The 18,905-nt window shown below is 36.6% G+C and carries 10 protein-coding genes; 6 read left to right on the top strand and 4 right to left on the bottom strand.

Translation table 11 applies throughout. The features are described 5' to 3' along the window. Window positions 1-6: 6 nt before the first annotated feature. The 4 genes from J2W95_RS06200 to J2W95_RS06215 form a co-directional block, all read right to left on the bottom strand. Window positions 7-855 (bottom strand): NAD(P)H-hydrate dehydratase, encoded by an 849-nt coding sequence (locus J2W95_RS06200; protein WP_310005040.1) that lies wholly within the window; start codon window positions 853-855, stop codon window positions 7-9. Window positions 856-1,158: 303 nt separating this feature from the next. Beyond that, window positions 1,159-4,932, bottom strand: a complete 3,774-nt coding sequence (locus J2W95_RS06205) for a putative Ig domain-containing protein (protein WP_310005042.1) — start codon at window positions 4,930-4,932, stop codon at window positions 1,159-1,161. A 134-nt stretch (window positions 4,933-5,066) separates the two neighbouring features. Continuing rightward, window positions 5,067-9,149, bottom strand: a complete 4,083-nt coding sequence (locus J2W95_RS06210) for a S8 family serine peptidase (RefSeq protein WP_310005044.1) — start codon at window positions 9,147-9,149, stop codon at window positions 5,067-5,069. A 408-nt stretch (window positions 9,150-9,557) separates the two neighbouring features. Continuing rightward, window positions 9,558-10,154: a hypothetical protein gene (locus J2W95_RS06215; protein WP_310005046.1), complete on the bottom strand. Its 597-nt coding sequence runs from the start codon at window positions 10,152-10,154 to the stop codon at window positions 9,558-9,560. Window positions 10,155-10,639: 485 nt separating this feature from the next. On the opposite strand from J2W95_RS06215, the gene blaOXA reads away from it, so the two are divergent. From blaOXA to J2W95_RS06245, 6 genes are all read left to right on the top strand, one after another. After that, on the top strand, window positions 10,640-11,461 hold the full coding sequence (blaOXA, locus tag J2W95_RS06220) for a class D beta-lactamase (RefSeq protein WP_310005049.1): 822 nt from the start codon (window positions 10,640-10,642) through the stop codon (window positions 11,459-11,461). A 198-nt stretch (window positions 11,462-11,659) separates the two neighbouring features. Continuing rightward, window positions 11,660-13,519 (top strand): peptidase U32 family protein, encoded by a 1,860-nt coding sequence (locus J2W95_RS06225; RefSeq protein ID WP_310005052.1) that lies wholly within the window; start codon window positions 11,660-11,662, stop codon window positions 13,517-13,519. A gap of 288 nt (window positions 13,520-13,807) precedes the next feature. Beyond that, window positions 13,808-16,690, top strand: coding sequence for a metallophosphoesterase (locus J2W95_RS06230; protein WP_310005054.1), 2,883 nt, complete (start codon window positions 13,808-13,810; stop codon window positions 16,688-16,690). Between the two features lie 182 nt (window positions 16,691-16,872). Continuing rightward, on the top strand, window positions 16,873-17,475 hold the full coding sequence (locus J2W95_RS06235) for a hypothetical protein (protein ID WP_310005057.1): 603 nt from the start codon (window positions 16,873-16,875) through the stop codon (window positions 17,473-17,475). Window positions 17,476-17,726: 251 nt separating this feature from the next. Next, the gene (locus J2W95_RS06240; protein ID WP_310005059.1) at window positions 17,727-18,305 is read left to right on the top strand and encodes a peptidylprolyl isomerase; all 579 of its coding nucleotides are present in this window, start codon (window positions 17,727-17,729) and stop codon (window positions 18,303-18,305) included. Window positions 18,306-18,360: 55 nt separating this feature from the next. Then, on the top strand, window positions 18,361-18,867 hold the full coding sequence (locus tag J2W95_RS06245) for a GNAT family N-acetyltransferase (protein WP_310005061.1): 507 nt from the start codon (window positions 18,361-18,363) through the stop codon (window positions 18,865-18,867). Window positions 18,868-18,905 lie beyond the last annotated feature (38 nt).

An 18,905-nucleotide genomic window follows, 5' to 3' on the forward strand; every position in this document is an offset into this window, starting at 1 on the left:
AAACTCTCAAGACTCAAGACTCAAATACGCTTTCCCAATATTTACAATAATATCCGAAGCGATAAAAGACTGATAACCCGTTTCGGGCAAAGCAATATCAGCGGTCAAACCGTGGAGGTAGACGCCTAGTATAGCTGCATCGATGGATCTATAAGATTGCGCCAAAAGACTCGTAATCATCCCCGTTAGTACATCCCCGCTTCCGGCAGTGGCCAACGCAGCGTTTCCGGTCGTATTTACATAAATCATTTCACCATCAACAATGTAAGTCGGGGCACCTTTCATCACTATAACCACTTGGTTTACAAGCGAAAAAACTACGGTTTTTCCAAACTTTTCTTCCTCAGTATACCATTTTCCAATCAGCCGTTCTAGTTCTTTGGGATGTGGAGTCAAAATAGTTCTGGGTGAAACCAAAGCTACCCAAGACGGGTTATGTGACAAAATATTCAGTGCATCGGCATCGATAACCAATGGAAGACTTGTATTCGATAAAAAATCGTGAAGTGCCTTTTGAGTTGCCATTTTCTGTCCCATTCCAGGGCCAATCCCTATCGCATTGACATCCAAATTCAAAGCAATCTCCGAAATATATTTTTCATGATCATCTGTCACAACCATCGCTTCCGGAATGGAGATTTGTACAATTTCGTAGCCACATTGTGGTACAAAAGCGGTCACTAATCCACAACCTGTTTTCAGAGCCGCTTTAGAAGCCAAACACATAGCCCCTATCTTTCCATAACTCCCACCAACGAGCAAAGCATGCCCCTGAATACCTTTATGAGTGTATTTGTCAATGGTTTTATAGCGTTTCAGGATTTCATTTCTGTCGATTGCAATAGGACTATTCATGAGTTTTAATTTTCTATTAAAAGTACGAAATTCTAAAACTCAAATTTCAAACTCTTAGATTTTAAACTTCTCAGGTCGTGACCACAATAGAAAAAGATAGACTAACCTATCAAAAAACAGGTGGTGCCTTCAAAATGAATAGGCTCACCTATCAAAACAATAGATGAGCCTATCAAAAAAATAGGTGGTGCCTACAAAATAAATAGGCTCACCTAGCTAAACAATAGGCCAGCCTACCAAAAAGATAGGCACACCACTAAATGGGGCTCAAAATTTATTTAGTGTAAACTCAAAATCCCAGAATTATTGCTTAATGACCTGTTTAACAGTATTTGCATTCTCAGTTTCAATTTTTAAATAATAAACACCAGCTGGTACATTGTTTAATGATACAGAAGTTGTATTTGCGGATTCATTGTTGGTAATAGTTTTAATTAATTGTCCTGCATTATTATACACATTTACTTTTTGCACCAAGACGTTATCAATGTTTACCTCACCTGTTGTTGGATTAGGATAGAGTATCATATTTTTGAATACCACATCCTCAATATCTAGATTTGAATTTACAGTTATGATAATCGTAGCAGCACCACTACCAAATAAATTAGTTGCCGTTACCATATAACTCGTTTCTGTGGAAGCAACCGTCGGAGTACCACTGATGGTTCCGGTTGTCTCATTGAAAACTAAACCTGTCGGTAAACTTGGTGCTATAGCATAACTTGTGGCGGGTGAACCCGTGTTTGTTGGTGTTATTGCAACGATGGCTCCTCCAACAACAAATGTTTGTGGAGTTTCATAACTTATAGATGGTTTTGTTCCCCCAGAGTTTACTGTTATTGCAATTGTAGCGGTTCCTGTTCCATAACTATTGGTAGCGGTAATTGTATAATCCGTTTGCACAGAAGCTATCGTCGGCGTGCCGCTTATGATTCCAGTTGAAGTATTTAAAACTAAACCTGTCGGTAAACTTGGTGCTACAGCATAACTTGTAGCCTGTGAACCCATGTTTGTCGGTGTTATTGCAACGATGGCTCCTCCAACAACAAATGTTTGTGGAGTTTCATAACTTATAGATGGTTTTGTTCCCGCAGAGTTTACCATTATTACAATCGAGGCAGTACCACTTCCATAACTATTGGTTGCGGTAATTGTATAATCCGTTTGCACAGAAGCTATCGTCGGCGTGCCGCTAATTATTCCGGTAGTGTTATTTAAAACTAAACCTGTCGGTAAACTTGGTGCTACAGCATAACTTGTAGCCTGTGAACCCGTGTTTGTTGGTGATATTGCAACGATGGCTCCTCCAACAACAAATGTTTGTGGAGTTTCATAACTTATAGATGGTTTTGTTCCCGCTGAGTTTACCGTTATTACAATCGAGGCAGTACCACTTCCATAACTATTGGTTGCGGTAATTGTATAATCCGTTTGCACAGAAGCTATCGTCGGCGTGCCGCTAATTATTCCGGTAGTGTTATTTAAAACTAAACCTGTCGGTAAACTTGGTACTACATCATAACTTGTAGCGGGTGAACCCGTGTTTGTTGGTGATATTGCAACGATGGCTCCTCCAATAACAAATGTTTGTGGAGTTGTGTAACTTATAGATGGTTTTGTTCCCGCAGAGTTTACCTTTATTGCAATTGTAGCAGTTTCACTTCCATAACTATTGGTAGCGGTAACCGTATAATTCGTTTGTACGGAAGCAACCGTCGGAGTACCACTGATGGTTCCGGTTGTCTCATTGAAAACTAAACCTGTCGGCAAACTCGGAGCTATAGAATAACTCGTTACGATCCCTCCTGTATTTGTTGGTTCAAGAGACATTATAGTTATTCCTTCTGTATAGGATTGTGGACTGTTGTAACTTATAACCGGTTTATTTCCTACTGTAATAGTCACAGTAACGATATTGCTATCTAAAATTCCGTCGTGGGCTTTATAACTAAAACTGTCCGTCATAGTTTCAGAAGCATCATGCGTATAACTGAAAGTCCCGTCATTGTTCAATGTCAACGTACCGTTGCTCACTCCCGAAGTCAATATTGCCGTAAGTGGGTTGCTCTCTGAGTCAATGTCGTTTGCCAAAACGGTGTCTGCCCCGCCAACCAGCGTTGTAACCGTTCCTCCTTTCACAACCAAAATTTGATCGGCAGTCGCTATAGGAGGTACACCGATTGTAATCCTTCCTTCTTCAAGGGCAATACTACTGATATTCTTATTCGAAGTATCACTTATTGTTACATTTGAAAAAGTAAAAGGATATGCCCCTAAATTTACATTAGAATTTATAAAGACGGGGAAATTCAAGATGGATTCAGAACCTGCATTTAAAGACACATTAGAAAAACTATAAAGCAATACTCTGTACTTATTGCTACTCAAAAGCGAAGTTGTCACATTAAACCCAGCTGTTCTTGCTGTTGTAGCAATATTAGCTGTTTGCAAATCAAAACCCGTTGGTAATTCAACGTCAAACTGAACAGCTCTTACAGCATCATTGTTTTTTAATAAGATAGATAGATTATTCAACTGATTCTTTACACCTGACTCACTGTCGACCATAACATAGTTAGGAGAAAAGACAGTGGAATACACATTAATTATCTTTTGCAAATCGGGACCATTGTGTCTCAGGGAAACAGTACCAAAAAAATCACCATTGCTTGCGGGATTATAAGTTAATGTCACGGTTTTGTTTTCTCCTGGCAAAAGTTCAATCGGCAAAGAAGCGTTTATTCCGATCTGATTAGATGAAGATACTATTGAATCAATTATCAGCAACGCAGAGCCAGTATTAGTCAAATTGATTGTACTGGTCTTTGACTGGGTAATCGGAATAGCACCATAAGAAATTACATCGGTGTCTAATGTAAGATTAGGAGAATTAATCTGCAAATATCCACTATAAGAATCCGACTGAATGTTACCCAAAGTTGCATTTGCAAGAATTGGGTTTGAAATGGCCAAACCATAAGTCCCTGATGATACAGCCGGTTTCAGTTTAAAACGAAATAATTCTCCGTCGATTCCTTTGAAATCAGTATTAGTAGCAGAAAAAGCAACAAATCGAATGGTGTTCCCATTTACCACAGAAGCATTTATAGTCTGTCCATTAAAACGTTGAGACGGAATTATAGAGTTCTCTACATAAGAAACATCTGTAGGGAGCAATACGTCAAACTGAAAACCATTAAATGACTCCATATTATTCACATTGACTGGAATTTCAATTTCGGAATTGATGGTACCGCTACCGCTTCCTAAATGGATTTCATTTACGGCATATACATCGGTTTTCAACGTAACTGCTTGAATTTTTCGGATAGGATCGGGATCATTATTCTGAAAACTAAGGTTTGCAGAGGTATTCGCTTTGGTAGCAGTATTTAATCCAACCGTAATATTTTTAACCTCATTTGGATTAACCGTAATTGGATAGGCATCAAGCACACTGAAAGGAGAAACCGAGTTGTTTCCTATTAACATCAAAGGAATATTCCCAGTGTTCTGAACCTGTAATTGCTGTGAAACATTATTTCCAATTGGAACTCTTCCAAAATCAATGCCTGTAGACAACAGTTTCAGAATAGCTCCTTTTACGACAATATCCAGATTTGTTCCTCCCATAGCAATTGTCATACCGGTATCTGAAGAAGGAATGATATTGCTGAAACTGAAATTAAGGTTGCCAGGAAGAGTTTTTGACCTCATTTTAAGCCGCAACAACAAACCGGAACCGGAAGCAAAAACAGCTTTGGAGGGCGAAAAAACAATAATTCTTGCCACTCCTGGAGACGGAGTACTTACCGATAGCGTATGATTTGGTGCAGCAGCAGTCAATACATGTCCGTTTAGCAAAGCAAAAGCGGTTGAATCGTAATTAATGTCAAACTGCAGGGCAGCAATATTTTCTTGATTTTGCATTGAAATATTCAAGTCAAAATCAGCATTCGTTTGCACTTCCGTAGCCTGAATGGAAAGCGCATTCTGCGCAGAAACATTCAGTGCAACAGCCGCAAAAAAAACAAAAAGGGAATATATTTTAAGTTTCATTGATATTATTTGCATTTCCCCTTATTTAGAGGGGTACCTGTAGGGCTAGGTTGTTTAAAACGTCATTGGTAGCGGAGCAAAGCAATCACACTAAGACAGACAAGTATTGCACGATCTACTGAGTGTGATTGCTTCGTTCCTCGCAATGACTATTTCTTAACGATTATTTTTTTCACGATACGGTCTTTCAACTCTCCATTTCTCTGAACGTCCATAACCAAAAAGTATATGTTGTTACTCAATCCGTTCAGCTCCAGGCCGACAGTATTGTAACCGGAAGTATTCTTAAAATTGTTTTGGCTCCAAATTCTTTTACCCGATAGATCATATACGCTAAACGAAACATTGTCCATATTATCAGGAAGGTAATATTCAATATTCACTATCCCGCTGGTTGGATTAGGCGATAACGATACGATTTCGGTGAAATTCGTCTGCAAAGGAGCGGCTATACCCGGTATGGCCGATGTGTTGAAAACCGCATTCAGCTTAAGGCCGCTTGGCGTTCCCACCACGGCTTTGCTGATATCCAGGTTGTCTGAAACAGCATTGCTCTTGGTTAGCAGTTTTATTTTTCCTGCCGGAATAGCGGTTCCGTTAAAGCTGTAAACCATAACCACTTTCTGGTTGTCCTGTTTGTACGAAAGCGACTCGAAACTATTTATTGCATCCGATTTGCTAAATTCAAACTCAGAATCAAAAGCCAACTGAAGTCCTCCTATGGCATTTTTGGACTCCACATACAAATCGTTTCCTTCCCAGTGAAAAACGGCATCGCCCACCGTTTCATTTGGATAGAAAGCAATGCTTGATTTTGCAGTTGCTTTTCTTCCTGTTTTGGGATTCAGAATAATATCCACAGTGCCCACTATATCAAGTACGTTGATCGCTTTGTCGGCATTCACGTCGGCGGCAAGGAAGATGAAAGGAGTTGGGTTATTGCCCAAAATATAATCTACAGACTGAACCAAATCCTGGACATTGACACTAAAATCACCGTTGCTGTCTCCCAACTTAGACGTAAGCGGACTAACGGCCACGGTTTTTGAATAATCGGTTTCATCAAAACTAGTTCTTAGCACTTTATATTTGTAGTAGTAGGTTTTCCCTTCTTCCACATTAAAGTCAACATATTTAGGGGCTTCATTTTCCGAAGCCGTAATTAGGGTATTATTGATTTTTTCCAGCTCTGTAAAAGTATGATCTTCTTTGGCGGTATAGCGATACATATTATAGCCCAAGACATCCTCAAGCTGAGTATTTGAAAGTTCTTTCCACTCTAAGGCTATTTTACCAAGACCAGGTGTAGCCTCAAAACCTACCGAAGCCGAACCGGCACTTTGAACCAACATATTAAAACGACTGTCCTCAGTAGGAATATCAAAATTATCAAGATCTCTTGATCCCACTACCCGGATTCTGTTGATACCGTCCGCAGCTCCAATTTTCACCTCGTGAGTTACAGTATATATTTTACCGTCAGCAGACCATGTTCCTTTTTCTGAAATCATCTTTTGGTCATAAGGCTCCCTAACCCCATAGCTTATCTGAGGAGGATAGTTGGTATCCATAGCTCGGTTAAAATACACCTTGAATTCATGTTGACCCACTCCTATCGGATCCATTAGTTCATATTCGTCCTGAGCATCTTTTCCATTTACTAGAACCTTCCAAACGACACCATGGTTTTCTTCATAAGGTATTTTAGAAATAGCACTCATATTCATAAGTCCTGTTTTAGAAGAATCATTTAAAGCATCTCTAACCTCTCTTCTATATTTTGAAGGATCTCCTGTTCCTAAATAAGCAGTAATAGGCTGTGATGTACCCGTATTATTAAAGTAATAAGAATTAATATTATTATAAATATTCAAATAGCTCGACGGGCTACTAGCAGAATAATAACCAATTCCAATTTCAAATGTGTTATTAATAATATTCGTGCTATTCACATTACATTCGGTAATGCTACCATACTGAGAAATATTATTGTCGTAAAAGCTACATTTTAAGAATTCTATATTAGCCGTATTGGTAAATAACTGGGTTGAACAATTTGTCATCAGTAAGTTAGAAAACACAGCATTTTTGCTTTGATAATTAAACATAATGGTCTTATTAATATTTTCTACTTTGACATAATCAAGAATTGATTTATTTTCATTATTACTTAAAAAGGAAAAACCTGACCAATAATTATTTTCACTTGTAAATGTGATAAAAGCATCTTTGGTCCCTTGGGCGACCAATCGGGCATTATCATTTAAACTAATATTTTTATTATCTGCTATTTTTATGGTAGTACCTGGCAAAATAGTAATAGTAGCATTCTCTGAAAAAATTACATTATCCGATACCAAATATTCTTTTTCTGGATATAAGGTCATATCCTGATTAATAATACCAAACAACAATATGGAATTTTTCACATTAATCACATATTCGGTTGAAGTCAAATACTCTTTGTTCGGTCCCGACCATACTTTCAAATTAAATTTAACATTCACATTGTTAGCTACATTTGATGCGATTTTTATCTTCAGAGATTTTGTCAAATCCTGTAGTTTTGCATAAGCAGTTATAGACCCAATGACTATTTCAGGAGTTAGTATTGTTGCCTTGGTTTGGTCTTCAAATTCGGCAAATTCAATCCCTACATGAACATCGTTGGTTGGGCCCCAGTAGTTTTTCACTAAAGGGAAAATGTCAATTATTTCATTGGGTTCTAGAAAACCGTTACCGTTCTGTCCGTTACTATCGTCCTTATTTATAGCAGAAAGGACTTTTAATTCTGGAGTAGGCGTAATTTCAATTCCTTTTTTAAAATCAACAAATGATGTCGAAGAATTTATCAAATTCCCAAACAATAATTCTTTGCTGTCATTCGGCTTTTGCTGCAAGTAAAGTGCAATACCTCCGGCAACCAAAGGAGTTGCCATGGAAGTGCCTGTCAAAGTTCTGTACCCACCGTTAGGTACCGTACTCATGATACCGCTTCCGGGTGCTTTCAATTCGTAATTCAGCAGATTAGAATAGGCAGAAAACACTGAGCCATCCTGATCGTAATTAGAATATCCAGCAATATCTTCAACTCCTAAAACAAAAGAATAGGCTCCTGGATAGGATGGCATACTAGGTTGATTATCGGGACATTTTCCCGGACCTATACATATTCCACTATTCCCTGCTGCAGCCACCAGCACAGCCGTTGCATACGCATTCTCAAGTGCATTACGCATTGTTGTAGATTCAGCATAAGAACCGAAACTCATGTTGATAATCGTTGCGTCATTGTTTGCAGCGTATTGTATCCCTAAAGCTATGGTACTCGCATTACCTTCTCCGTTACTTTGAAAAATCTTAATCGGCATCAGCTTCACGTTCCAGGCAGCCCCGGCTATACCCATGCCGTTTCCGCCCACGGCTCCGGCAATACCCGCCACGTGGGTTCCGTGCATATTGTCGTCCAAAGGTGCATTGTCGTTATTGATAAAATCCCAACCCCTAATATCGTCAATAAAACCATTGCCATCATCATCGTAACCGGCAATACCGTTAAGTTCTTTTTCGTTTGTCCAAATGTTTGGGGCCAAATCGGGGTGGTTGTAATCTACGCCCGTGTCTAGTATCGCAATTATTTGGGAACCGTTTCCTGTTCCGTACGTATTCCAAACTTCATTAATGTGTGTAGCCGTAATGTTAGATTGCTGTGCATACAGAGGATCATTTGGAGTTACGGTAGTTCCTACTCTTTTTTTGAAATCGGCATCGGTATATGTCTTCGCATCAGCCTTAAAGTCATTTACGCTGAAGACATAATCTGGCTCTGCGTATTCCACATCCGGGTTATTCTTTAAATCTTCCACCAGTGCCAAAACATTTTCCTGCTTGTCTTTCAACTCCAATGTAAAGATATTTTTCAAAGAGTGAATTTCCGGCAGTCTGCTGTCGGTTCGTTTTGTCTTCCTGTTAGTCAAACTTTGCTGTACTGATTGCTGTGAAAACAATACGGCAGAACCAGAAACCTTGCTTTCGATTCCCAGAAGTTTGCCTATGTTTTCCTTTGAGGAACCGACACCCTTGGAGGTATAAGTCACTTTTGTATTTACTTGGTCTTTTAATTTTACAATAATCTTACCCGGAGTAAAATTCATCTTGTCCTGTCTTGGATCCCGATTTTGTCCAAAAATGAATTGTGTGATAAAAAGTAATAATAGTAAAGTTTTTTTCATAGTAATATATAGTGTTAAAATGGAGCAATAAATAGGTTAAGCACAAATTTTTGATTTTGGCTTTTAAAAATTTTAGCAAATACCTTTAACTATTATAAATAGTGGGGGTGCAAATACACCAGAAAAAATGTATCCTATTGATTATCAGCAAAGCTTAATCAATATCAATTTTGGAGAAAAATACAAATTAATTTCAAAAGAATTACAAATATTTTTTAAAAGAATTGCAAAAAAAAAATGAGAATGAGTAACTAATGCTAAACAAATAAATTAGTCTCTGATTTCAAGAAATAATGCACTTTTTTGAAATGTTATATAAAAAAACTACCGAGAAATATGTTATCTCTCAGTAGTTTTCTCTATAAAATGTCCTATCTGTAAAAATCAATTACAGTCAGTGGCGAATTTCTATTCCTTAATAATTATAACGCTTGCTTTATACCCCTTTCCAACGTTCCATTGGTCTTTCATCACAACAACTCCTTTATCGTCCACAACTTCAAATTGTGCTGTATTGGGAGGTTCAGTTCCTTCATTCAATGCTTCAATGTCAATCCTATTCATTCCTTTTTCTAGTTTTATTTCAAATTCTTTATAATCGCCTTCCAAAACAACCTCCGGCACAATTACTTTATGATTTAAAAACACTCTTATGTAGTCTTCGTCCAAAGAAGCAGCGTCACGATAACGCACTTTAGATGTCAAAGATTTAGTTTTTATATTACCTAAATATTGATTTTTTCTATAATAAATGCCCTCTGTATTTGCATCCTTTTTATAGTAATTGATATCATTAAAAAGCGCCTTAGGATCAAACGGCAAAGAATCCTTTTTCTTTACAATTTCTGGAGGTGTAACTGTTGGAGGAACTTCTTTTGGAGGAATATCCTTTTCAACAATTGGTTTCTCAGGAGGAATCGGCTTGAATGTATTATTAAATTCATCCTGGGCATATCCATTTAAGTACATTCCAATCATAACAACTAGAAACAATAACTTTTTCATATCAATTAAATTTTATATCTGTTTTAAAATCAAAATCATACTTCAAAAAAAGCACAACCTGTCTCTTATAACATAACACTCGATTATGAAATTTATTGCATTTTTTCACAAAAAAGTGATTCCAAAATCAAGCTGCCAATTTGGGCGTGACCACAATAGAGAAAGGGGCTGACTAATGTTGGTCTTTATTCGCCCCTTTCCCTATTGCGGTCGGCTATCCGGGCTACTTCTGTAGCTCCCTACTATCCCTCACGTAACATACTGCAAACCAAAAACATTTTATTTAAATGAAAAGTCCTCTCCCTGGAAGGATTACTTCCCGTAATCATTACCAACCCCCAACTGTAATTAAAACACATAAGTTTTAAGACTATAAACAGATGAATTATAGCTGGTTTTAGAAAACAAATTAAAGTAAATTCGCATTATATTGCTTTTTTCAAAAAACTAAACTAAACTAAACTAAAAATAAAACCAAAATTAAAATGAGAAAAATAATAATCCTTTTAAGCCTAGTTGCATTTGCAAATGGGAATATCCAAGCCCAAATAACAAACAGAAATACACACGAAGTTTTAAAACCAGAATTTGGAATTATTCTAGACAGCCTAAAAGTAAAAGGAGCCGTTTTGATTTATGATATAAAAAGTGAAACTTATTATTCCAATGATTTTTCTTGGGCAAAAATGGGAGTCATTCCAGCATCTACTTTTAAAATTCCAAATTCGATCATCTCTTTAGAAACGGGAGTGATCAAAAACGATTCTGTCATTTTCAAATGGAATGGAGAAAAACGAAATTTTAAAAAATGGGAAAAAGATTTAACTTTCAAAGAAGCATTTCGTGCTTCTTGCGTTCCTTGTTACCAAGAAGTAGCAAGAAAAATTGGCGTTAATCGAATGAAAACCTATCTAAAGAAATTGAATTATCCTGGAATGGTTTTCGACACCCTGACTATTGATAATTTTTGGTTACAAGGAAAATCAAAAATTTCACAAATGCAACAAATTGATTTTTTGGAAAGATTGTATTTTTCTAAATTGCCAATTTCTAAACGAACCGAAAATGTCATGAAAGACATCATGATAATAGAAAAAACTAAAAGTTATACTTTAAGTGGAAAAACTGGCTGGGGTATGAGAAATGACATCAACAACGGATGGTTAGTCGGCTACTTAGAAACTAACAATTCGGTTTATTTTTTTGCAACCAATGTTGAAAAAGAAGAAACCAATATGGATGAATTTCCTATAATCCGATTAAATTCAACCAAAGAAGCATTTAGAAAACTAAAGTTGATTGAATAAAAAAGACAAAACATCGGTAAGCCATTATACATGCCATTACATTTCTTTTTCATTTATTACAAATCCTACTTTTTCATCCTCAATTCAAAAAAAATCCTTTTGAGTTAGAAATCTCGGAATATTTATAAGAACTTTGCACGCTTTTTGTGAATACACAAGCAAATAGCTTTTTAGAAATTATAAAATGATCATCAACTGATGAAGAAGAAAGTAGAAATATTAGCCCCTGCAAAAGATTTAATTCATGGTATCGCAGCCATAAACAGTGGTGCTGATGCTGTTTATGTTGGAGCTCCACAATTTGGTGCCCGTTCTAATGCAACCAACTCAATTGAAGATGTTGCTGCATTGGTACAATATGCCCATTTATACAATGTTCCCGTTTTTGTGGTTATGAATACCATTCTTTACGACAATGAATTGGAAACTTGTCGTCAGATGATTTGGAAATTGTATGACATTGGTGTCGATGCACTGATTATTCAGGATATGGCTATTATGGAAATGGACTTACCTCCAATCATATTACACGCCAGTACACAAGCCAATAATAGAGATGCCGACAAAATGAAGTTTTTATCTGATGCCGGAATCAAACGTGTGGTATTGGCTCGTGAATTAAACTTACATCAAATCAAAGAAATCAGCAACGCAACTGATGTTGAGTTGGAATTCTTTGTAACCGGAGCTTTATGTGTTTCTTTCAGTGGTAACTGCTATATGAGTGTAGCCAATGGGGAACGTAGCGCCAATCGTGGTTCTTGTGCCCAAAACTGCCGCTTACCATACAACCTCATCGATGGTCACGGAGAAACTTTGATTAAAAACACTCACTTACTTTCTATCAAAGATTTTGACGTTTCAAACGAAATTCCAAATTTGGTTGAAGCTGGTGTTTGCTCTTTCAAAATCGAAGGCCGTTTAAAAGATATCGTCTATGTAAAAAACAACGTTTCTTACCTTAGACAAAAACTAGATGCTTTCTTGGCAGATAACGATAAATACACCAAAGCTTCTTCTGGAAAATGTACTTATACTTTTGATTCAGCTTTGAATCGTACTTTCAACCGAGGATATACCGATTATTTTGTTAATGAACGTCATGCTACTATTGGTTCTTGGGAAAGCCCAAAATCAAAAGGGCAATACATCGGTAAATTAATACGAACAGTTGGAAATGCATACGAAATTGAAAATGGTCACGTATTGAACAATGGCGATGGTTTGTGCTATATCAATGAAAATAACGAAGCCGATGGTATTTATGTAAATAAAGTAGAAAATGGTTTAGCATATCCTAATGTTCTAAAAGAAGTCAAAGAAGGCACTTTTATTTACAGAAACAATGATGCTGCTTTTATAAAAATAGTAGAACGTGAAGACAGTGCAGTTCGAAAAATAAGCACCTCTTTATTGCTATTCGAAAACGAAACTGGTTTTGAGTTACTTGCCACCGATGAAGATGGAAATATGAGTTCAGTTCAATTGGCTCATCCAAAAGAACAAACCAAAAATAATCAATCCATTGAAGAAAACATCAAAGCGCAATTGGCCAAAACAGGTTTTACGCCTTACACAGCTGATGAAATAGCCGTTCAGTTTACTGATAATTGGTTTTTGCCTATTTCAAAAATCAATGAAATGCGCAGAACCGTTTACGAACAATTATCTGAAATTCGTTTGAAAAATTACAAACGCGAAGAACGTAAAATCGAAAAAACTTATCATCCTTATCCTGAAACCAAATTGGATTTCATGTATAATGTTTCCAACAAATTAGCTCGTAAATTTTATGAGCGACATGGAGTAACCGAAATTGAAAAAGCATTTGAATTACAATGGGATCCTGGAAAATCTCGTGTGATGACTACCAAATATTGTATCAAATATGAGCTAGCCAAATGTCCAAAATACCATAGAGATACTATGGAAACCAAACTGAAAGAGCCATTGGTACTGAAACAGGGAGAATTGGAATACAAACTAAAATTCAATTGCAAGCCCTGCGAAATGGAAATTTGGGAAAAAGACGCCGAATTTGAAATTGAGGAAGATTAAAAAGACTAATTTTCTGCATTTAAATACAATCAAAAACTACAAAGAAAAGGAAACTTTACTTTGTAGTTTTTTTATATAATAAAATTGTGAATGTTGATGAAATCACATTTGAATACAATTATATTTTCAAAACAATCTTAAACCTAAACTACTAATAAACAATTACTTACATTTAATCAAATATATACAATACACACAAATTATTACAGAAAACAAAATAGTAAACACCTGATTTTAAGTAACTTTATAGTTGATTTCGCAGAAGTTTTAATTTAATATCTGGTGATTATGAAAAGGATATACTTTACTCTATTATTTGTATTATTATTTACTACAGTTATCGCCCAAACAGTTTCCATTATTACTCAAAATGCATCTTGGAAATATTTAGACAATGGAAGCAATCAAGGTACCGCATGGCGTGCAGCTACTTTTAATGATGCCTCTTGGACAAGCGGAAATGCCGAATTAGGTTATGGTGACGGTGGAGAAGCCACAATCGTGAAATATGGCCCAAATGCTTCCAATAGGTACCGTACTACTTATTTCAGGAAAGCTTTTACTGTATCAGCACCAGCTAATTATTCAACGTTCACATTAGGTCTGCTTCGTGATGATGGCGCGGTTGTATATTTAAATGGGGTTGAGGTCGCAAGAAGCAATATGCCAACAGGAACTATTGATTATAGAAAATTGGCAAGTTCAGCTGTTAGCGGAACAAACGAATCTACTTTTTATACATTCACATTAAATCCTTCCTCTTTTGTTACTGGAAATAATGTATTGGCAGTTGAAATTCATCAGTCGGCTATAAACAGTAGCGATTTAAGTTTTAATTTAAAATTGGATGCAACTTCAATTTCTGCAACTTGTGCAACACCATCTTCTCTTACTGCATCATCAATAACTGCAACAACAGCCTCCCTCTCTTGGTCGTCAATTTCAGGAGCTACAAGTTATAACATTCAATACCGAGTAATTGGAAATTCAACATGGACAACCACTACTGCTACAACTACCTCAAAATCGTTAGCAGGATTAACCGCCAATAGTATCTATGAATTTAAGATACAAGCGGTATGTTCCGTTACAGGAGCATATAGTGCTATAGTAAATTTCACAACACTTGCTGCAGCAAACGAAAATCTCATAGCAGCAAACTCACCATGGAAATATTTGGACAACGGTACCAATCAGGGTACAGCATGGCGAGCTACTGCTTTTAATGATACCGCATGGGCAAGTGGAAATGCTGAATTGGGCTATGGAGATGGAGGCGAAACAACAGTGGTGAGTTATGGCCCTTCTTCAACCGCAAAATACATAACTACTTATTTCAGAAAATCATTCAATGTTACCAATGCAGCTACATACAAAACACTTACATTAGATGTGGTACGAGATGATGGAATTGTCGTTTATATAAACGGAAACGAAGTATTTCGCAACAACATGCCAACCACAACGATTGCTTATAACACTTTATCGCCAGTTGCCATTGGTGGCACAGATGAATCAGCATGGATTTCAACTGCATTAAATACAAATGCTCTTGTTTCGGGCAACAATGTTATGGCTGTTGAGATTCATCAACAGGCAGCATCCAGTACCGATATCAGTTTTAATGCACGCTTAAATGCTTCGAGTACTGCAGCAACACCAGTCGTTACGCGTGGAGCCTACCTACAAAAACTAACTCCTAATGGAATTACCATTCGTTGGCGTACCGATTTGCCTTGTAATAGTACTGTACAATACGGAACAAGCACTACTTATGGTAACACAGCCAGCGATGCAGCTATGGTTACAGAACACATTGTTACGTTAACTGGATTAACTCCTGCCACAAACTATTTCTATTCAATAGGCACTTCATCTCAAAAATTGCAAGGCGATACAAAAAATAATTTTTATACCGCTCCATTAGTAGGAAGCACAGCACCAGTCCGTATCTGGGCTATTGGCGATTTTGGAAACGGTTCTACACAACAAGTCGCTGTTCGCAACGCTTACAACGCTTACACTGGAACAACTCCAACCAACTTATGGATTTGGCTGGGTGACAATGCATATTCTACAGGAACGGATTTAGAATTTCAAAACAATGTGTTTACACAATATCCAGACCAATTTAAAAGCATTCCCCTATTTCCCTCTCCCGGAAATCACGACTATGGCAGTGCTACTTATCAAAGCACAAATGCACTTACCACAAATTTCCCTTACTTCTCTATTTTTTCTTTACCACAAAATGCAGAAGCTGGAGGTGTTGCATCCAATTCTCCTAAGTATTACTCCTACAATTATGGCAACATTCATTTTATTTCGTTGGACAGTTATGGAGCCTTAAATACTAACACAAGTCCCATGTATCAATGGCTCAATAATGATTTGGCAGCTAATAGCCAAAAATGGACTGTAGTTTATTTTCATCACCCTCCCTACTCATTGAGCGCCCATAACAGCAACACAGACATTGAACTAAAAAACATGCGCACTAATATTATTCCGTTGTTAGAAAGTTATCATGTAGATTTAGTTCTTTCTGGCCATTCGCACAGCAATGAAAGAAGTTATTTGATTAAAGGTCATTTTGGATTGTCTTCTACATTTACACAAGCCATGAAGGTTAGTACTGCTACCAATAACTTTACAAAAACTACACCTTATGACGGAACTGTTTATGCAGTATGCGGCTCATCAGGGCAAAGCCCAGAGGGAACACAATCCGGTTACCCAATGCCTTGTATGTACTTTAATAACAACGTCAATAATTGTTCATTGGTGATAGATATCAGTGGTGATAATCTTTCCTGTAAATACCTAGCAAGCACTGGAACTGTAGTTGACCAATTTAGTATAACAAAAAGTGGAACAAGCAAAATGGTATCTACAAGCACTAAAAAAGAAGAAAATCAATTTAATGTTTACACTAATGAAAATACATTAAATGTAAACTATGTTTTAAGCGAAAATGTTAATGTCAAAATTGATTTATTTAATACTTTGGGACAAAAAATTATTTCATTTGACCAAAACCCTAGCTATCAACAAAAAGGCCAATATAATTTTGAATTACCTTTATCTAAAAAAATAGCTAAAGGGCTTTATTTTATAATAGTTACCGTAGATGGAAAACAGATTGTAAAAAAAGCCTATGAACAGGAATGATACGATTATTTTCATAGACAAAAATACAAACACAGGAGTACAAAATGTCTCAACCTGTCAAGTACGATTGTTACAATTTGTCTCAATAAAGCTTTGTAAAAATAAAAGGCTATCGAACTAAATCTTAATTTCGTGATGTATTATTAAAAATCCTAAATTTGTAAAAACCAATAAATCAAATCATGAAAAATTTGTTAACTCCCCTATTCATTATAGCATTTGTATTGATTTCTTGCAAAAATGAAACGGAAAACCAAACTCCTAAAGTTGTTGTTCCTTTTACTCAAGTAGCCAATGCACAAACAAATCAAACGGTTGCTGCACCTCAACCCAGTATCCTTTATCAGCAAAATGATGTAAATAAAAATACAGCAACTCAGCCACAAACACAAACACAAACACAAACAGTTGCTGCTCCAGTAAAAGTAGCCAAGGGAATGAATCCTCCTCATGGTCAGCCAGGCCACCGTTGTGACATCCCTGTAGGATCACCTTTGAATTCTCCTGTTGCCACTAATTCTACAGCGTCTCAAGTTGTTCCAAATTCGGGACAAACTGTTACAACAACAACCATGACCCCTGCGAAAACAGCAAAAGGAATGAATCCTCCTCACGGTCAACCTGGGCATCGTTGTGATATTCCAGTAGGATCACCTTTAAATTCTCCAGTAGCAGCCGAAAAACCTGCAACTCCACAAGTTGTTCCAAATTATATTGTTTCACCTCCAGCAACCACTGAAACCCCTGCTGAAACTACTCCACCAGCTGCAGTAACTGGTCAATAAAATTTCATTTGGGCGTGCCCCTTCATAAAAACTGCGGGTCGTGCTGTACGTTCCCGCTTTTTTTTGATCCCTCAAAAAAAGGGATCAAAAAAAGAGCTCCACTGCCATCACTCACGCAAAAAAATCGAACACATCTTTAATTTAAACAACATCAAAAATCAACTAAGCTGTTCATTTTTAAACATATCCTTTTTTATCTTTGAAAAACATGCCAAAGACATATTAAAAATGAAGCACAAACATATCGAAAGATGAAAAAAATCCTCCTAACCTTTTTAATAATGCTTTTTGTGGTCGTATCGGCTGTGGCACAAAAGAAAGAAGTATGCTACATCACCACGTCAATGGGTAAGATCACAATAGAATTATATCCAGAAAAAGCTCCGATTACGGTAGCCAATTTTTTAAAGTATGTCGATGCAGATTTGTATGACAATACTAGCTTCTTTAGAGCTGTAACACTAAACAATCAACCCAAAGATTCCATAAAGATTGAGGTCATACAGGGAGGTGAAATTGATTCTACAAAAACATTTGCACCCATCCCGCTTGAAACTACAAAACAAACTGGATTGACTCATAAAAACGGAACACTTTCTATGGCGAGAGACAAACCCAATTCGGCTACCACCAATTTTTTTATTTGTATAAATGATCAACCTTCTTTAGATTTTGGCGGTAAAAGAAACAAGGATGGGCAAGGATTTGCAGCTTTTGGTAAAGTCATAAAAGGCATGGAAATCGTAAAAAAGATTCAACTACTTCATCCCGAACAGGAACAATATTTCAAACCCGAAATACAAATCATATCAATAACAAGAAAAAAATAAGATATTTAAATCCACTAAATCATTTAAAATCAAAACCAGAATATACTTTAGCGCCATGATTACAATTGCAACCCTAGAAGACGTTTCTACTTTAGAAAAATTAATTAACTCCGCCTACCGTGGTGAAACTTCTAAAAAGGGATGGGCCACTGAAGCTAACCTTTTAGAAGGTAAAAGAATTACTTTAGATGAATTAGAAGAAATTATTAAAAATAAAGAAAATACAATTTTAAAATATACAGAAAATAACCAAATCATTGGATCCGTTTTGCTTTCCAATAAAGGAAACAAACTCTATCTGGGAATGCTATCTATTTCACCCGAATTGCAAAATAGAGGCCTTGGAAAAAAACTGTTGCAGGAAGCCGAAGTTCACGCATTATCTTTAGGTTTGCCCAAAATTGTAATGACAGTTATTACCATTAGGGAAAAATTAATTGAATGGTATAAACGACATGGATACGTCGATACAGGAGTAAGAGAGCCTTTCCTACTCAATGATTCAGATTCTATTATTACAGACCAACATTTGGAATTTATGGTCTTAGAAAAAATACTTTAGCACTTTTTCATCCATTGATTATTATTTTATAAATTAGT

Source organism: Flavobacterium granuli, from assembly GCF_031456055.1.
Lineage (GTDB): Bacteria > Bacteroidota > Bacteroidia > Flavobacteriales > Flavobacteriaceae > Flavobacterium > Flavobacterium granuli_A.